The sequence below is a fragment of the Pseudomonas sp. S2_B10 genome (assembly GCF_054668425.1).
Genome location: NZ_CP162768.1, coordinates 2807876 through 2822931 on the forward strand (window position 1 = coordinate 2807876; position 15056 = coordinate 2822931).

Genomic DNA, 15056 nt, shown 5'->3' on the forward strand with positions numbered 1-15056 from the left:
CTATTCGAGTACCACTTCGAGGTCGAGGTGGCACAGCCTGCGATAAATCTCTTCCTTGCTTTCACGTACGGCGTGGTTCTGCGGCAACAACTCGCAGCAACTGTGCAGCAGGTGCAGCACTTGCAATGCAAGATCGGGCTCCCAGGCGTGCAGGCCTGAGTCCTGTAATGTCTGATCGAGGGTTTCGAGCTGGTTCTTGGCCAGTTCGTATTTCTTGGCCAGGAAACACAGCCGCGCGAGGCTGAACTGCCAGAAGAAGCGTTCGCGGCCACCGTGGGCCGATTGCAGACCCTGCTTGAGAATCTGCACGGCCGGCTTCAAACCTTCCTTGCGCAGAATCGGCTGGACTTCCTCGAGGGCTTTTTCCCAGGCCGGCTGGGTTTCAACGTTCTCGCTTTCGACCTTGCGCGGCGCGCTGGCGCTTTGCAGATGCGGCATGACGTTGGCGGCGATCCACGCGCGGGTGGACGGATCGGCAAACGGCGCGCCGTCATGGAAGCGCAACTCGATGATGCCCGGCAGGCGCTGAATCAAAAGCGCGAAGTGGATTTCCACTTCGCGCATGGCCAGCTCGGCGTTAAGGTTCTGGAGACATTCCCAGACCATCCTCTGGCCATCGAACCAGAACGGCGCCTTCGCCAGGCTCGCCTCCAGTTCCACCAGCAGATCGGCGTATTTGCCCTGATCGAAACGGTCCTGATAGAGCTTGAGCTTTTCCAGCGGCAGACCGCGCAGCACGGTGATCTGCTCGGCGTTGCGCTCGGGCACTGCGTCGATGGTCATCCACAACAGCGTGCGATTGAGGCGCAGGGCACGCAGATCGGTAGCCTTCTGCTTGAGCCACCAGGCACACAACGGCCGGGCGCTGTCCTGCTGGGCGCGCAGGGCTTTGTGCGCATCCCGCTCGTTGTCGATCGGTGCGCCAGGAGTGAGCAGCTGGGTCGCGGCCTGCTTGACCTGCGCCACCGCCGCACCCACCACACCGGGTGCCGGCTGGTTGTCGGCGGCACGCTGGATCATGGTTTTCAGGCGGCGGGAGATCGGCAATAACAGCGGCGCGTCATCGCCCAGATGTTCAGTGCACGCGGCCTCAAGGCCGGCCAGGTGCTCGGAGAGCTGCCGGAACATCGGCAACTGCTCTTTGATCGCAATGTTTTCGGTGATGACCTGCTCGAGACGCGGCACCAGCCAGCCGATCGCGGCGGCACGGGTGCGGGGTTTGAGCGGGTGGACGTCGGCCCAGTTGTTTTCCGACAGATGGTGCAGCAGACCGAGGCCGGCAAGCAGCCCGGGAAAGGATTCGCGCTGGTACAGCGACCACGTCAGCCAGGCGCCGACACGCAGATCCTTGGATTGGGTACGCAGCAGATTTTCGCTGTTTTCGCGGATTTTCAGCCAGTCGATCTGCCCGCTTTCGTGCATCGACGAAGCCTTGGCCAGCTCACTTTCCAGCGCCTCGAATTCGCTCGAAAAACGAACGTCTTCGCCCGCGAAATTCTCTTTGGAAACAGAGACTTTTGCGAGTTCGAGGTAATGGGCGGAAAGTTTGCTTGAGTAGGACATCCATGGCCTTTATTAAGGATTACAGTCATGCGCGCGAATGGAGTTTCAGCAACGCGGGACAGTATCGAAGAGCAGTTCAGCGACTCATCCAATTGAGATGTGCTCTTTCAAGTGGGCGCATCGTAATCACTATGATGGCCACTAGCAAGCATCTGATTAAACAACAAGACGAACTGTTCATTGCGGTCTGTAGGAGATCGCCCTATATATCGCAGGGGTTTCCCTGATGCCGTTTATAAATCAGCGCATTTTCCCGGCTCCCGCCAAACCATTGTCCCAGAGCCTCGGCCGCAGCCGGGCGAGTTTACCTGACGCCCGCACCCTCGAGCGGCGTGCAGCATGCCAAATTCAAAAAAAAATAGAAGTAGGACACTTCCTAAAATGACCGGGTTCCATCGAGAAGTTTGCAGCGACAACGATCAATGCAAAAAGTGCCACTATAATGATGGCATTTCATTATTCTGAAACTTTACTCCCCCGGCAAATACTGGCACTTCGATAGTTATCCGAGCCGCGTCCTACAGACACTTCTCCCATCCCGGCCAAGACTTCCACACCCGGAATACTCTGACAAATGTCAGGGATACTTCTTACATCAATTAGTTTGCCGCGCCGCTAGCTTGCCCTGGCAACTTTTCATGCGCGGCGATCAGGGAGGACGGTATCGCGCTTTGACTCACTTTGCTTAAGGACAAGCCCATGTTCGGCAAAGGCCACTGCGCGCCATTCTCACTGCATATCCCGGCCATTCGTCACGACTTCAAGGTGCTCGCGTTCACTGGCACCGAAGCGATCAGTCAGCTGTACGCATTTCGCATCGAGCTGGTGAGCGAGTACGCGGATTTCGATCTGGAAAGCCTGCTCAGCCAGCCTGCTTTTCTGCAATTCGGGTTAGCGGGCGAAGGCATTCACGGGCGGATCGAAAATGTCATGCTCGGCGAATCGGGAAAGCGCCTGACCCGCTATGAGCTGTCAGTGGTACCGGCGCTGCATTATCTGCAAATGAGCCACGACCAGCGGATTTTCCAGCAGCTGACAGTGCCGCAGATCATCGCGCAAGTGCTCAAAGGGCATGGCATCCAGGCCGATGACTTCACGTTCAATGTCGCCGCCGGTGAGCCTCGTGAGTACTGCACGCAATACGGCGAAAGCGACTTCCTGTTCATCCAGCGCCTGTGCGCCGAAGAGGGTATTGCCTGGCACCACCAGCATTCGCTCGACAGGCACTTGCTGGTGTTCAGCGACAGCCCGGTGTTCGCGCGCAAATTGGGCACCACACCCTTCAGGGTCGATAGCGGCATGGTCGCCGAACACCCGGTGGTCAACCACCTGAGCATGGGCTTCAACACACGTACCAGCACGGTCACCCGCCGCGACTATGACCTCAAGCGCCCAAGCCTGCTGCTGGAAAGCCGCTTCACCGCCGAGTTCACGCCGGCTCTGGAGGACTATCGCTATCCACTGCTGATCAAGTCCGAGAAGCACGGCAAACAGCTGGCGCGTCAGGCATTGGAGCGCCATCGCAGCGACTATCAATGGATTGAAGGCAAAAGCAATCAGCCGATTTTGCGCAGCGGTCACCTGTTCGAGCTGAGCGAACATCCCAGGGCCGACTGCAACGAGTTGTGGTCGCTGGTCAGTCTCAGTCACGAAGGCAAGCAACCGGCAGTGCTCGAAGAGGCTTTCAGCAGCGAGGCGAAACCTGCCGATGGTTTTTCCCAGGGCTACCGCAATACCTTCAGGGCCATTCCCGCAGAAGTGGTTTTCCGCCCGCCTTTGCCCGCGCCAAGACCCTTGCTGGTCTGCCAGACCGCGCGCGTTACCGGGCCTCCCGGAGAAGAGATCTTCTGCGATGAGTACGGCAGGGTTCGTGTCGAGTTTCCCTGGGATCGCGCTGAACGCAACAGCGAAAAAAGCAGCTGCTGGTTACGCGTAGCTTCCAGTTGGGCAGGTGACGGATTCGGTGCGGTGACCATTCCCCGGGTCGACATGGAAGTGGTCGTGACCTTCCAGGAAGGCGACCCGGACCAACCGCTGATTACCGGCTGCGTCGCCAACAAGGTCAATGCCGTCGCTCATCCCTTGCCGGCGAGTAAAACCCGCACGGTATTACGCAGCCAGAGCTCACCGCGCAATGGCGGCTACAACGAACTGTCGATCGAGGATCGCGCCGGGCAGGAGAAAATCTGCCTGCGCGCGCAGCGCGACCTCGAGCAACTGATCCTCAACGACAGCCGCAGCCTGATCACTCGCGACCGCTATGAGCATGTCGGCAATGACAGCACCAGTCTCATCGAGGGCAGGGATTCGCGCACTCATCAAGGGCTGCGCAGCACCGTGATCAACGCCGATGACTTGTTGCAGGTCAGCGGCACCAGCAGCCAGACCCTGGGCGCTCTGGTGATCCAGGCCGGCCAGCAGGCGCATGTCACGGCAAGCAACGTGGTGATCGATGCCGGCATGAGCCTGACGCTGTCAGCGGGCGGACATCACATCGTGATCAATGCCGGCGGGATTTTCAGCAGCGTGCCCATCGTTCAGGGCGGCGCGCCACTGCCGGGGCTCGCACCGCTACAACCGCTACAGGCAGAGGCTGGCCTGGTTCTTCCGAGCAGCGCCACACCGCTGTCGATCGTCAACAGCGCCCGCCAGCAGGCAGCGGATTTTTGCCCGCTGTGCGAAGCCTGCGCGGCGGGTCTGTGCGAGCTGGGAGAAGTCGCATGAGCCCGGTCGAACAATGGTTGCACGCTCAGTCCCGCGCCGGCTGCGGACTGTATCTGATGCTCGACACCGACGGCCAAAGGGCAGAGCACGCTGCGTTGACCCGCGACCTCGGCACCGAGCGGTTTCGTCCGCTCTACAGCGGCACGCCGGCCGAGTCGCTGGTGCCGACCGGCCCGCTGCTGTTGCAGATAGATACGGCGCAGCATCCCGCCCTCCAGACCTTGCTCGCCACGCCCGAGCGCAATTGGGGCTGGCTGGCCAGTGCCCGTCACGTCGAACTTGATCTGCTGGCGGCGCATTGGCGCGAGCGCCTGATAACCGGCGAACGCCCGAATCAGGCGGTGTACCGCGTGCATGACAACCGGGTTCTGGGCCGTGCGCTGGCGCACCTGCAACCCGAGCACCGCGCGGCGTTTCTCGGGCCATTCAACAGCGTTTGCTATTGGCACGCAGAACGATGGAACGCCATCGACAACCCGGACCCCGGCCACCACCCGCTGCCGATGGATCCGCCGTGGCTGCACACGCCGACCCCGGAACTGATCTACGCCAACGTGCTGTTCGACAACACCCGCCGTTACCTGGTCGGCGAACACACCGAAGCCATGGCCACGCTGGCCGAACAGCTCGACGTCGATGAGTGGCTGTGGGGCCTGATTCAACTGACGCACTTGTGGGGCTGGCAACAACCGGAGCAAGTGCATTTCTTGCTGACCCGCAGTTTGCAGTTACCGGGATATCGGCCAGGCAAATCATGGCTGCCCAAACCCGGCGAAGATCCGGCGATGCATTTTGAGCGGGTATATCAGGAAGCGTTGTATTGGCAGGGAGAAGTAGGTCGATGAGGAACTTGAAACGAGGGTTGCTGCTGAGTGGTTGCCTGGGATTGCTGGTGGGTTGTACGACGGTGAAGACCCCGAACACCTTTATGTTTGTTCCGGATTTTCCACCTGGATTCAAGTACGACCTGACGGCCACCTATGTTCCGGCCAAGGGCCAAACATGCACCGTGCCTGGCGGGAGAAACACTCAGCTGGGATACAACAAAACCAATATGAAGTACCAAGGGACTTCCGAGATCCCGCTGTACAGAACCGTAAGCGAATGTCCGCTGGCGCTGAATTACATCGAGATCAAGGTCATCGGTATTTATGGTTCAGGGCGAAGCAACTTCAGCTATGACTACGCCTCGATTGCTGTACGTCCGGAGTTGCTGGAACGACAGATGGGTAGTTTCAGAGATGACGAGACAGCTGAGTTCTTTGGTGAGTGCATGTGGTCTTTTCGCACGGTGGGCCCGAAGCGTTATCTGATCAAACTGCTGACCTGCAAAAAAATGGATGCACAGGGCAATGTCGGGCGGAGCCGTCCTTTCACGGCGTACACGCTGACTCAGCTTTCTGGAAAAACGGTGACTCTGAAAATCCAATTATCTGAGCGGGAAAAGCCCGCTTTTGGTGACACGTGGGTAAAAGTGCCCGGCGGATGGAAGCGCTGCATGGGGAAAGCCTTTGAGGATCAGGATGCGTTCTGTTTCGGCAATTACAAAGACTTCAGCACATTCAGGATGGTAGACGAGCGCATCTGCACTATTTACCCCGATTGCACTGAAAACAAGGATCAGACCCCATGAGCATTGAGCCGACAGATTCCGGCATTGCGGCCTTTATGCAAGGCAACATCCACGCCTGCCCAAGACGCGGACAAGCCACAAGTTTTCAATTGGTGGACGAGTTCGGTGATGGCAAACCCTACGCCGGTTTGACCTACGAAGCCGTCGATTACGAAGATATTGTTTATACCGGCAAACTGGATTCCTCGGGCTCCGGAAAAGTTCTTGATCATTACTGCGGTCCCGTAACCCTGAAGCTCAGTCAGTTTTATCAGGGTAAAGAGGAAGTATATGCGCGACTGAAGGAACGACCGCACTACCCTCTCCCCATCACCGAACTCCAAGTCCGCGCCGAAAAAACCCGCTTCTTCCACAAAACAGGCACTCGCACCCAGGCCAACCCCGCCAAGGACCTGTCCGAAACCGATGCGTACTGCCAGGTCGAAGTCAGTGAACTGGTAAAACACATCGCCCACTTGCCGCCGCTGGCTGCTCGTCGCGACGCTCCGAAGAGGGCGGCGCACAAGCTCATGCGCCCCGCTGCGAAGTCCAGAGACTTCACGGTCGTCGATAAAACTTCTGCGGATGGCGGACTGCACACCATCTTGAGTGCGGCGGAGATGGCCACCGTCGAGTTGGGGTTTTCCCCGCCGCCGCCCAAGGGCGTCGCACTGCTGCCGAACAAACACCATGTGCTGGAAGTACGGCCGATGAGAGCGCTACGGCCAATGCTGTCGACAGGCGACGCGTTCTGCGCGCTCAACCTTTATCAGCTGTCGGTGATGGCGACGCTGAGCTACACCGATTTCGGACAGGAACCCAACACTCAACCGGTGCAGACCGACACGGTAAGCTTTCCGCTACAGCCCAGCAGCGGCAACTGGTTCGGCCACGCGCTGCCGCAGTTCGATGAGTTGTGGAAGGTCGATGACTCACAATCGCAGAAATACTATCCACTGTATGAAGACGTGCCGTATTCGAAACGCCTGGAAGTGGTGCCGTTTGACCCGAATCTTTACCCCGAAGTGAATGACCCCGCGTTAGGGAATCAACAAGAACACCCCGCCAGACTGCATTTTTTCGATGATCGCAAACAGGTCGAAAGCACGGACACTCAGGCTTTCATCTGCCACCACGACGAACTGATCCTGATCAGCGTACGCGGTACCAGTGAGATCTGGCCCGACGGCCGGCGTGACGGCGATGCCTATCAGGTTCCCTTTGCCGAAGGCGAAGGCAAAGTGCACCGCGGTTTCTACGGTGGCGCTTTGGCGGCTTATCCATTTATCGTGACTTATCTGGAAAAATTCTACAGCGGGCAAAAGCTGCTGATCACGGGTCACAGTCTGGGCGGTGCAGTTGCACTGATCCTGTCCGAGATGCTGAGACGCAACCTGGAGTTCTCCCCGCAAATCGTGCTCTACACCTACGGCGCCCCCCGCGCCGGCGACACCACCTTCATCGAAAGCGCCAGATCGCTGGTGCATCACCGCATCGTCAATCAGAACGATCCGGTACCGAGCGTGCCGGCGACCTGGATGAACACCTTTGCCAAGCCTGGGCCGATGTACGCAACCAACGCCGTGGTGCTGGGCTTCAACCCGGTCGCCGGCCTCGGCCTGCTGATCTGGGGAATCATCAATTTCTTTGGCGACGACTATGGGCATCACGGTGCTTTGCGCCATTTCATGCCCGTTGAGTTCGACAAGGACCACCGATCCTCCCTTCTCTGGGAGCCGGGTTGCAGCACGATCGTCGATCACGGCTGCGCCAAGGCCCTGCGCGCTACCAACGGCTTGCCCGAACGCGGATCGTTTCTGCGGCAGTTGTTCGACCGGGGTCACCACTCAATGGTCGGCAGCTACATCCCCGGCTGCTGGGCCAGCTTGCGCCGTTGGCAGGAAGCACTGCAGCTCAAGCGTTCGCTGGTGACCAATCGCGAATACGAATGGATCAGCAGCGCCCTGGAGAATATTCAGCAACAGCTGCGGGCCGTTAAGCGCGATCTGCAAAACAACCACCGTTCTTACGTGCGAGAGCAGGAGCGCGCGCACAAGACGCTGATGCTCAATCAGGAAATAGACAAGATCAGCATGACCATGGCCCGCCTGACAGCGCTGCGCAGTCAACGGGTCACCGAGGTCGACGTTTACGGCAGCTATGCCGACCAGCCCGAATGGGTCGAGGAAGGTCTGCTGCGCTGGAACGCCCATCCTGAAAACCTGGTTCAGGAGCAACTGGCGATGATCCCGCCAGCCGCTGAAGACCACGATGCCGCTATCGCCGCGATGACCGGTGGACATGCAGTTGGCGCGCCGTTTCAGCTGGATATTGATTCGATTGTGTAGCGCCTGAACAACGGGCGGGCAAAACATGGCTGTGCCAGAATCCAACGCTCGAAAATGCGCTCCCTCTACTACAACTGCCAAGGAGCTTCATTTCATGGAACTGAAACCACTGTTTTTCGCCGCACTGATGTGGCTGCCCGCCTCCCAAGCGTCAGCGGACACCCCACAGCTGGAAGGCCATTACTACCTGACCGGCGCAATGGAAATGGGCGCCGAGTTGCTGTTGCGAAACGACGGCACCTTTGATGCCGGTGTGGCGTATGGCAGCGCCGATGGCTTTGCCAAAGGCACCTGGAAAGTCGAGAACCAGACAGTACTGCTGGAAAGCAAAACCAAGCCTGCCTCCAACAGCGATCTGGGCGGACTGTTCCAGGACCTGCAACTGGCGATCGAGCCAAACTGCCTGGCCGTGGATTTCGGCAACGGCAAGGCCTGCTTCCGACGCCAGTAAGCCAACAGACAGCCACAAAAAATGGGCACCCGACCGCAATCGGTGTGCCCATTTTTCATTTGCGGTTCTCCCCGTCATTCAGGGGAGCACGCCGCCATCAAGGATTGACGCTGTCTTTCAACGATTTGCCTGGCTTGAACGCCACGGTGTTGCTGGCCTTGATCTTGACCGGTTCGCCGGTCTGCGGGTTTTTGCCGGTGCGGGCGCCGCGGTGGCGTTGCAGGAAGGTGCCGAAGCCGACCAGCGTCACGCTGTCCTTGCGGTGCAGGGCGCCGGTGATTTCTTCGAGGACGGCGTTGAGGACGCGATTGGCCTGTTCTTTGGTCAGGTCTGCCTTTTCGGCGATTGCAGCGGCGAGTTCTGGTTTACGCATTAGTGAAGCCCCTTTGACGGTTTTTTGTTGTTATGTCCGTGCTGTTCTCGTTGGAACAGCGCCCAAGGCGCCGCAGGCTCTACTCTGCGGCAGACGGGAGTGAGAATGGCACGCCGCCAACGGCGGCGCCAGTCTCCCCAAGACCTTTGTCGGGGCAAAAGAGCGGTGTTTGCGACAGAACGACCGGCATTTACGCCAGCAGCGGCGGCAGCTGTTTGTTCAGGGCCAGTTTTTCCATGACTGCCCCGCCGGTCAGGGCGTATCCGAGTAACTGACCGTCGGCACTGTGGCACAGCGCTTTGATGTCGGCGCCCTGCCCTTCGACGCTCCAAACGCCTTCGCTGCCCCGTGGCGGCGGCGAAACCACCAGCGGGCACACCGGGGTTTTCACGGTGATCGGCATCGGCCCGTAGCTGACTGCGGTCGGGTTTCCGGCGAGGGTTTGCGCCAACGCGCGCGCGCAGCTCATCAGTGGCATCACGTAGAGCAGATTGAGCCCGTCGACTTCGGCGCAGTCGCCCAAGGCGTAGATGTTGGCGTGAGAGGTCTTCAGGTAACGATCGACCATCACGCCGCGATTGACCTGCACGCCGGCAGCCGCTGCCAGATCGATGCGCGGGCGCAGACCGATCGCCGAGACCACCACATCGCACGGGATGATCTGACCGTCGGACAGGTGCGCTTCCAGGCCATCGGCGACTTTCTCCAGGCGGGTCAGCACCGGGCCGAGGTGAAACTTCGCCCCGATACTTTCCAGCCCGGCCTGCACGGCCGCCGCAGCGGCAGGATGCAAAAGCATTGGCATGACTTGTTCGCACGGCGCGACCAGTTGCACTTCGTAGCCGCCGAGAATCAGGTCATTGGCAAATTCACAGCCGATCAGCCCGGCGCCGAGCAACAACACCCGACGCTTGCCCGCGGCTGCGGCACGAAAGCGCGCGTAGTCTTCCAGATCGTTGATCGGAAATACCAGTTCCGCGCCGTCGCCTTCGATCGGCACGCGCACGGTTTCCGCGCCCCAGGCCAGGATCAGATCACGATAAGGCACGGCTTCTTCACCGATCCACAAGCGTTTGTGGCCGGCGTCGATGCCGCTGATGCGCGTGTGGGTGCGCACTTCGGCCTTCAACTGCTCGGCCATGGCGCCGGGTTCGGCCATGCTCAGGCCGTCGGCGTCCTTGTTCTTGCCGAAGCCGGTGGAGAGCATCGGCTTGGAGTAAGAGCGGCCGTCATCGGCGGTGATCAGCAGCAGCGGGGTTTCGCTGTCGAGCTTGCGAAACTCGCGGGCCAGGTTGTAGCCCGCAAGCCCGGTGCCGATGATGACGACTGGTGCGCTCATGCCTTACTCCTCTATTTGCTTAGTTGATTTCAATCATTTCGAAGTCCATTTTGCCGACGCCGCAGTCGGGACACAGCCAGTCTGCCGGTACGTCTTCCCAGCGGGTGCCCGGCGCGATGTCGTCATCCGGCCAACCCTCGGCTTCGTTATAGATCAGGCCACAGACGATACATTGCCACTTCTTCATTCAGGTACTTCCTCAGGGTTCAGGCGTAGTGCCGGCGCGGACGGTCGATGGGTGTTGCGCTGCCATCCTGCTCAGGGCGTTTTGTACTGAGGGTGCCGCGCAGATGCAAGCCTGTTCGGCGCAACGGCGGCCGGCGCCGCTCAATCCTGTCGCCTGCCATGGTAAGCTCGCCGCCTCATTTGCGGCCAATAATGACTCATTGTGCAACATTCAAATGCCTGCCCCGCCCCGCTCTGGCTGACCCAAGACCGCCTGACGCCCCGCCCCGATCCGTTGACCCTGGACTGGTTGTTCGACGAAGGTTCGCTGACCCGCCGTTTGACCCGTTTGTCCGAGGATGGCTTCAGCGTGTCGCCGTTGTTCGAAGGCTGGGACACCCTGCGCGCTGATGAATGCGCGGCACTGGATCTGGCCGAGGGCAGCGAAGGCTGGGTGCGTGAGGTGTATTTGCGTGGTCATGGCGAAGCCTGGGTGTTTGCCCGCAGCGTCGCCTCGCGCGCCGCCCTGCAAGGTGATGGTTTACACATGGATGAACTGGGCAGCCGCTCGCTGGGCGAATTGCTGTTTTGCGATCGCGCATTTCAACGCCGCGCCATTGAAGTCTGCCACTACCCTGAACAATGGTTGCCGCCAGCGGTGCAAGCCCCTGAACTGTGGGGCCGGCGTTCGCGTTTCGACCGTGGCACGCTGAGCGTGCTGGTCGCGGAAATCTTCCTGCCGAGCCTGTGGGACGCCGCCCGCGCCCATCCGGAGAACTGCTGATGTATCAGAGCCTGCTCAAGTCCCTCAACCGTCTGAACCCGCGCGCCTGGGATTTCGTTCAGTTGACGCGCATGGACAAGCCGATCGGCATTTACCTGCTGCTGTGGCCGACGCTGTGGGCGTTGTGGATTGCCGGCAAGGGTTCGCCGTCGCTGGCCAACATCGTCATCTTCGTCCTCGGCGTGGTGCTGACCCGTGCCGGCGGCTGCGTGATCAACGACTGGGCCGATCGCAAGGTTGACGGCCATGTCAAACGCACCGCGCAACGGCCGCTCGCCGCTGGCCGGATCAGCTCGAAGGAAGCGCTGGTGTTCTTTGCCGTGCTGATGGGGATCAGTTTTCTGCTGGTGCTGTGCACCAATGCGCCGACGATCTGGCTGTCGCTCGGCGGTCTGGCGCTGGCGTTCACTTATCCGTTCATGAAGCGCTACACCTACTACCCGCAAGTGGTGCTGGGCGCGGCGTTCTCCTGGGGCATGCCGATGGCCTTTACCGCCGAGACCGGCGAGTTGCCAGCGGCGGCGTGGCTGCTGTGGATTGCCAACCTGCTGTGGACGGTGGGCTACGACACTTATTACGCGATGACCGATCGTGATGACGACCTGAAGATCGGCGTGAAATCCACGGCGATTCTGTTTGGCGAGGCGGATCGGGTGATCATCCTCAGCTTGCAGGCGCTGTCATTGGGCTGCCTGATTCTGGCCGGGTCGAAGTTCGAGCTGGGGATCTGGTTCCACCTCGGCTTGCTGGTAGCTGCGGGATGTTATGCGTGGGAGTTCTGGTACACACGCAGCAAGGACCGCATGCGCTGCTTCCAGGCCTTTTTGCACAACCACTGGGCAGGGTTGGCGATATTTGTCGGGATCGTGCTGGATTACGCACTGCGCTAATGCATGACACCTGTGGGAGCGAGCCTGCTCGCGAAGGCGTCATGTCAGTCACCTCTGCGATAACTGACACTTTTCGCGAGCAGGCTCGCTCCCACAGCGTCTGGGTTGCATCTATTTGGCCTTGGCGACTTTCCACGCGCCGTCCATTTTGCCGTCGCCGGTCATGTCGCCGGCCTTCTTGTCCATCACGAAGGTGTACAACGGCATGCCCTGGTAGGCCCATTGCATCGTGCCGTCGTCACGCTTGATCACCGTCCAGTCGCCCATGGATTTGTCACCCGCCTGCGCCATCAACGGCGGCCAGTTTGCCGCGCACTTGTCGTTGCACGCGGACTTGCCAGCGGAGTCCTTGGCGAAGGTGTACAGGGTCATGCCCTTGTGGTCGGTGTACATGCCGTCCTTCTCCATCGCCGGATCGGCCGCCATGGCCAGCCCCGGTATTGTCAGGGCGGCGGCCATCAGCAGGGCTTTGAAAGAAGCAGTCATCTGAGTCATGGAAACCTTCTTTTGTGGTTGTCAGGATTCGGACTTAGAGCTTAGTCGAGGATGGGTGCAAATGTTGCGGGCCTGAAATACTGTCACACGACTGCAATAATTCCGTTATCTAATGCGGCGCAAGACAGTTAAATGACAAGAGGATTAAGGCATGGTTGGCAGGAGCATTCTGATCGTCGACGACGAAGCGCCCATTCGCGAAATGATCGCCGTGGCGTTGGAAATGGCCGGCTATGACTGCCTCGAGGCAGAGAACTCGCAGCAGGCTCACGCCATCATCGTCGACCGCAAACCGGACCTGATCCTGCTCGACTGGATGCTGCCCGGCACCTCGGGCATCGAACTGGCCCGGCGCCTCAAGCGTGACGAGCTGACCGGGGACATCCCGATCATCATGCTCACCGCCAAGGGCGAAGAGGACAACAAGATCCAGGGCCTGGAAGTCGGCGCCGACGATTACATCACCAAACCTTTTTCTCCGCGTGAACTGGTCGCCCGCCTCAAGGCTGTGCTGCGCCGCGCCGGACCGACCGATGGCGAAGCGCCGATCGAAGTGGGTGGCCTGCTGCTCGACCCGATCAGCCACCGCGTGACCATCGACGGCAAACCCGCCGAGATGGGCCCGACCGAATACCGCCTGCTGCAATTTTTCATGACCCATCAGGAACGCGCCTACACCCGTGGCCAGTTGCTGGATCAGGTCTGGGGCGGCAACGTCTACGTCGAAGAGCGCACCGTCGACGTGCACATCCGGCGCCTGCGCAAGGCCCTCGGCGACGCTTACGAAAATCTGGTACAAACCGTGCGCGGCACCGGCTACCGGTTCTCCACAAAAGCATGAAAGCAGCTGCAAGCTTTCAGCTACAAGCGGCAAGAAACAGCGAGCCGCTCTGACTTGCAGCTTGTAGCTTGAAACTTGAAGCTGCGGCTAAGGACGCCCCTGTGAATCAAAACTGGCATGGCACCCTGATTCGCCACATGCTGTTGCTGGTCACCGCCTGCCTGGTGATCGGCCTGATCACCGGCTATTACGGCTGGAGCCTCGCGGCGGGTCTGGGGCTTTATCTGGCCTGGACGCTCAAGCAATTGCTGCGTCTGCACGAATGGCTGCGCCAGCACCAACCCGACGAAGCGCCGCCCGATGGCTATGGTCTGTGGGGCGAGGTGTTCGACAGCATCTATCACCTGCAACGCCGCGACCAACGGGTGCGCGGGCGTCTGCAAGCGGTGATCGACCGGGTGCAGGAATCCACCGCCGCGCTGAAAGATGCAGTCATCATGCTCGACAGCGACGGCAATCTCGAATGGTGGAACCGCGCCGCTGAAACCCTGCTCGGCCTGAAGACTCCGCAGGACAGCGGCCAACCGGTGACCAACCTGGTGCGCCATCCGCGCTTCAAGGAATACTTCGAGCAGGACAGCTTTGCCGAGCCATTGGAAATCCCTTCGCCGACCAACGATCGCGTGCGCATTCAGCTGTACCTGACCCGCTACGGCAACAATGAACACCTGATGCTGGTCCGCGACGTGACGCGCATTCATCAGCTGGAACAGATGCGCAAGGACTTCATCGCCAACGTCTCCCACGAGCTGCGCACACCGCTCACGGTGATCTGCGGCTATCTGGAAACCCTGCTGGACAATGTCGAAGAAGTGAACCCGCGCTGGAGTCGAGCTCTGCAACAGATGCAGCAACAGGGCGGGCGCATGCAGACGCTGCTCAACGATCTGTTGCTGCTGGCCAAGCTGGAAGCCACCGACTATCCGTCGGACAACCAGCCAGTGCAGATCGACACCTTGCTGCAATCGATCACCAGCGATGCGCAGCAGTTGTCCGGGGCGAAGAACCAGCGCATCAGCCTCGAGGCCAATGCCGGAGTGCTGCTCAAGGGCAGCGAAGCGGAGTTGCGCAGCGCGTTCTCCAATCTGGTGTTCAACGCGGTCAAGTACACCCCCGCCGAGGGCAACATCCGCATTCGCTGGTGGGGCGACGATCAGGGCGCGCACCTGAGCGTGCAGGATTCCGGCATCGGTATCGACAGCAAACACCTGCCGCGCCTGACCGAGCGTTTCTACCGCGTCGATTCCAGCCGCAACTCCAACACGGGCGGCACCGGCCTCGGCCTGGCCATCGTCAAGCACGTGCTGCTGCGCCACCGCGCGCGCATGGAGATCAGCAGCGTGCCCGGCCACGGCAGCACGTTCACCTGCCATTTCGCCCCGGCCCAGGTGGCCAGCGCACGGGCGATCAGCGCCACCGAGTGACGCCGCCCGGCACACGCCACTAGGCAATCGCACGGTCAGCCGCTACA

General features: G+C 60.1%; 14 protein-coding genes. 9 read left to right on the forward strand and 5 right to left on the reverse strand.

The features are described from left to right. Nucleotides 1–1563 (reverse strand): type VI secretion system protein TssA, encoded by a 1563-nt coding sequence (tssA, locus tag AB4O45_RS12680; protein WP_252877123.1) that lies wholly within the window; start codon nt 1561–1563, stop codon nt 1–3. 699 nt (nt 1564–2262) lie between these two features. Here tssA and tssI point away from each other — a divergent pair. From tssI to AB4O45_RS12705, 5 genes are all read left to right on the forward strand, one after another. Then, nucleotides 2263–4287 carry a type VI secretion system tip protein TssI/VgrG gene (gene tssI / locus AB4O45_RS12685; RefSeq protein ID WP_460161453.1) on the forward strand — a complete coding sequence of 675 codons (2025 nt, stop codon included), beginning with the start codon at nt 2263–2265 and terminating at the stop codon, nt 4285–4287. Then, nucleotides 4284–5132, forward strand: coding sequence for a DUF4123 domain-containing protein (locus AB4O45_RS12690; RefSeq protein WP_460161454.1), 849 nt, complete (start codon nt 4284–4286; stop codon nt 5130–5132). Before tssI ends, AB4O45_RS12690 begins: the two co-directional genes overlap by 4 nt. Then, nucleotides 5129–5920 carry a hypothetical protein gene (locus tag AB4O45_RS12695; protein ID WP_095181219.1) on the forward strand — a complete coding sequence of 264 codons (792 nt, stop codon included), beginning with the start codon at nt 5129–5131 and terminating at the stop codon, nt 5918–5920. The genes AB4O45_RS12690 and AB4O45_RS12695 overlap by 4 nt, the downstream gene beginning before the upstream one ends. Continuing rightward, a complete protein-coding gene (locus tag AB4O45_RS12700; RefSeq protein WP_460161455.1) occupies nt 5917–8247 on the forward strand; it encodes a lipase family protein in 2331 nt (776 codons plus the stop codon). The genes AB4O45_RS12695 and AB4O45_RS12700 overlap by 4 nt, the downstream gene beginning before the upstream one ends. 94 nt (nt 8248–8341) lie before the next feature. Beyond that, entirely contained in the window at nt 8342–8698 is a 357-nt protein-coding gene (locus AB4O45_RS12705) for a hypothetical protein (RefSeq protein WP_150637178.1), read from the forward strand. Between the two features lie 97 nt (nt 8699–8795). Here AB4O45_RS12705 and AB4O45_RS12710 read toward each other — a convergent pair whose 3' ends face one another. The 3 genes from AB4O45_RS12710 to AB4O45_RS12720 form a co-directional block, all read right to left on the reverse strand. Further along, nucleotides 8796–9071, reverse strand: a complete 276-nt coding sequence (locus AB4O45_RS12710; protein WP_003213368.1) for an HU family DNA-binding protein — start codon at nt 9069–9071, stop codon at nt 8796–8798. Between the two features lie 190 nt (nt 9072–9261). Further along, nucleotides 9262–10410 (reverse strand): NAD(P)/FAD-dependent oxidoreductase, encoded by a 1149-nt coding sequence (locus tag AB4O45_RS12715; protein ID WP_460161456.1) that lies wholly within the window; start codon nt 10408–10410, stop codon nt 9262–9264. A gap of 19 nt (nt 10411–10429) precedes the next feature. After that, nucleotides 10430–10597, reverse strand: a complete 168-nt coding sequence (locus AB4O45_RS12720) for a rubredoxin (protein ID WP_305381791.1) — start codon at nt 10595–10597, stop codon at nt 10430–10432. 201 nt (nt 10598–10798) lie between these two features. Here AB4O45_RS12720 and AB4O45_RS12725 point away from each other — a divergent pair, with 201 nt between their 5' ends. Both AB4O45_RS12725 and ubiA read left to right on the forward strand, forming a co-directional pair. After that, nucleotides 10799–11359 carry a chorismate--pyruvate lyase family protein gene (locus AB4O45_RS12725; RefSeq protein WP_056790917.1) on the forward strand — a complete coding sequence of 187 codons (561 nt, stop codon included), beginning with the start codon at nt 10799–10801 and terminating at the stop codon, nt 11357–11359. Then, complete coding sequence (ubiA, locus tag AB4O45_RS12730; RefSeq protein ID WP_041476601.1) at nt 11359–12249, forward strand: 4-hydroxybenzoate octaprenyltransferase; 891 nt, start codon at nt 11359–11361, stop codon at nt 12247–12249. The genes AB4O45_RS12725 and ubiA overlap by 1 nt, the downstream gene beginning before the upstream one ends. 111 nt (nt 12250–12360) lie before the next feature. On the opposite strand, the gene AB4O45_RS12735 is transcribed toward ubiA, so the two are convergent. Continuing rightward, nucleotides 12361–12744 (reverse strand): COG4315 family predicted lipoprotein, encoded by a 384-nt coding sequence (locus AB4O45_RS12735; RefSeq protein WP_056790922.1) that lies wholly within the window; start codon nt 12742–12744, stop codon nt 12361–12363. A 151-nt stretch (nt 12745–12895) separates the two neighbouring features. On the opposite strand from AB4O45_RS12735, the gene phoB reads away from it, so the two are divergent. Together phoB and phoR are read left to right on the forward strand one after the other, a co-directional pair. Beyond that, nucleotides 12896–13585, forward strand: a complete 690-nt coding sequence (gene phoB / locus AB4O45_RS12740) for a phosphate regulon transcriptional regulator PhoB (protein ID WP_007896474.1) — start codon at nt 12896–12898, stop codon at nt 13583–13585. Between the two features lie 137 nt (nt 13586–13722). Continuing rightward, entirely contained in the window at nt 13723–15009 is a 1287-nt protein-coding gene (gene phoR / locus AB4O45_RS12745; RefSeq protein ID WP_221264854.1) for a phosphate regulon sensor histidine kinase PhoR, read from the forward strand. Nucleotides 15010–15056: the final 47 nt, after the last annotated feature.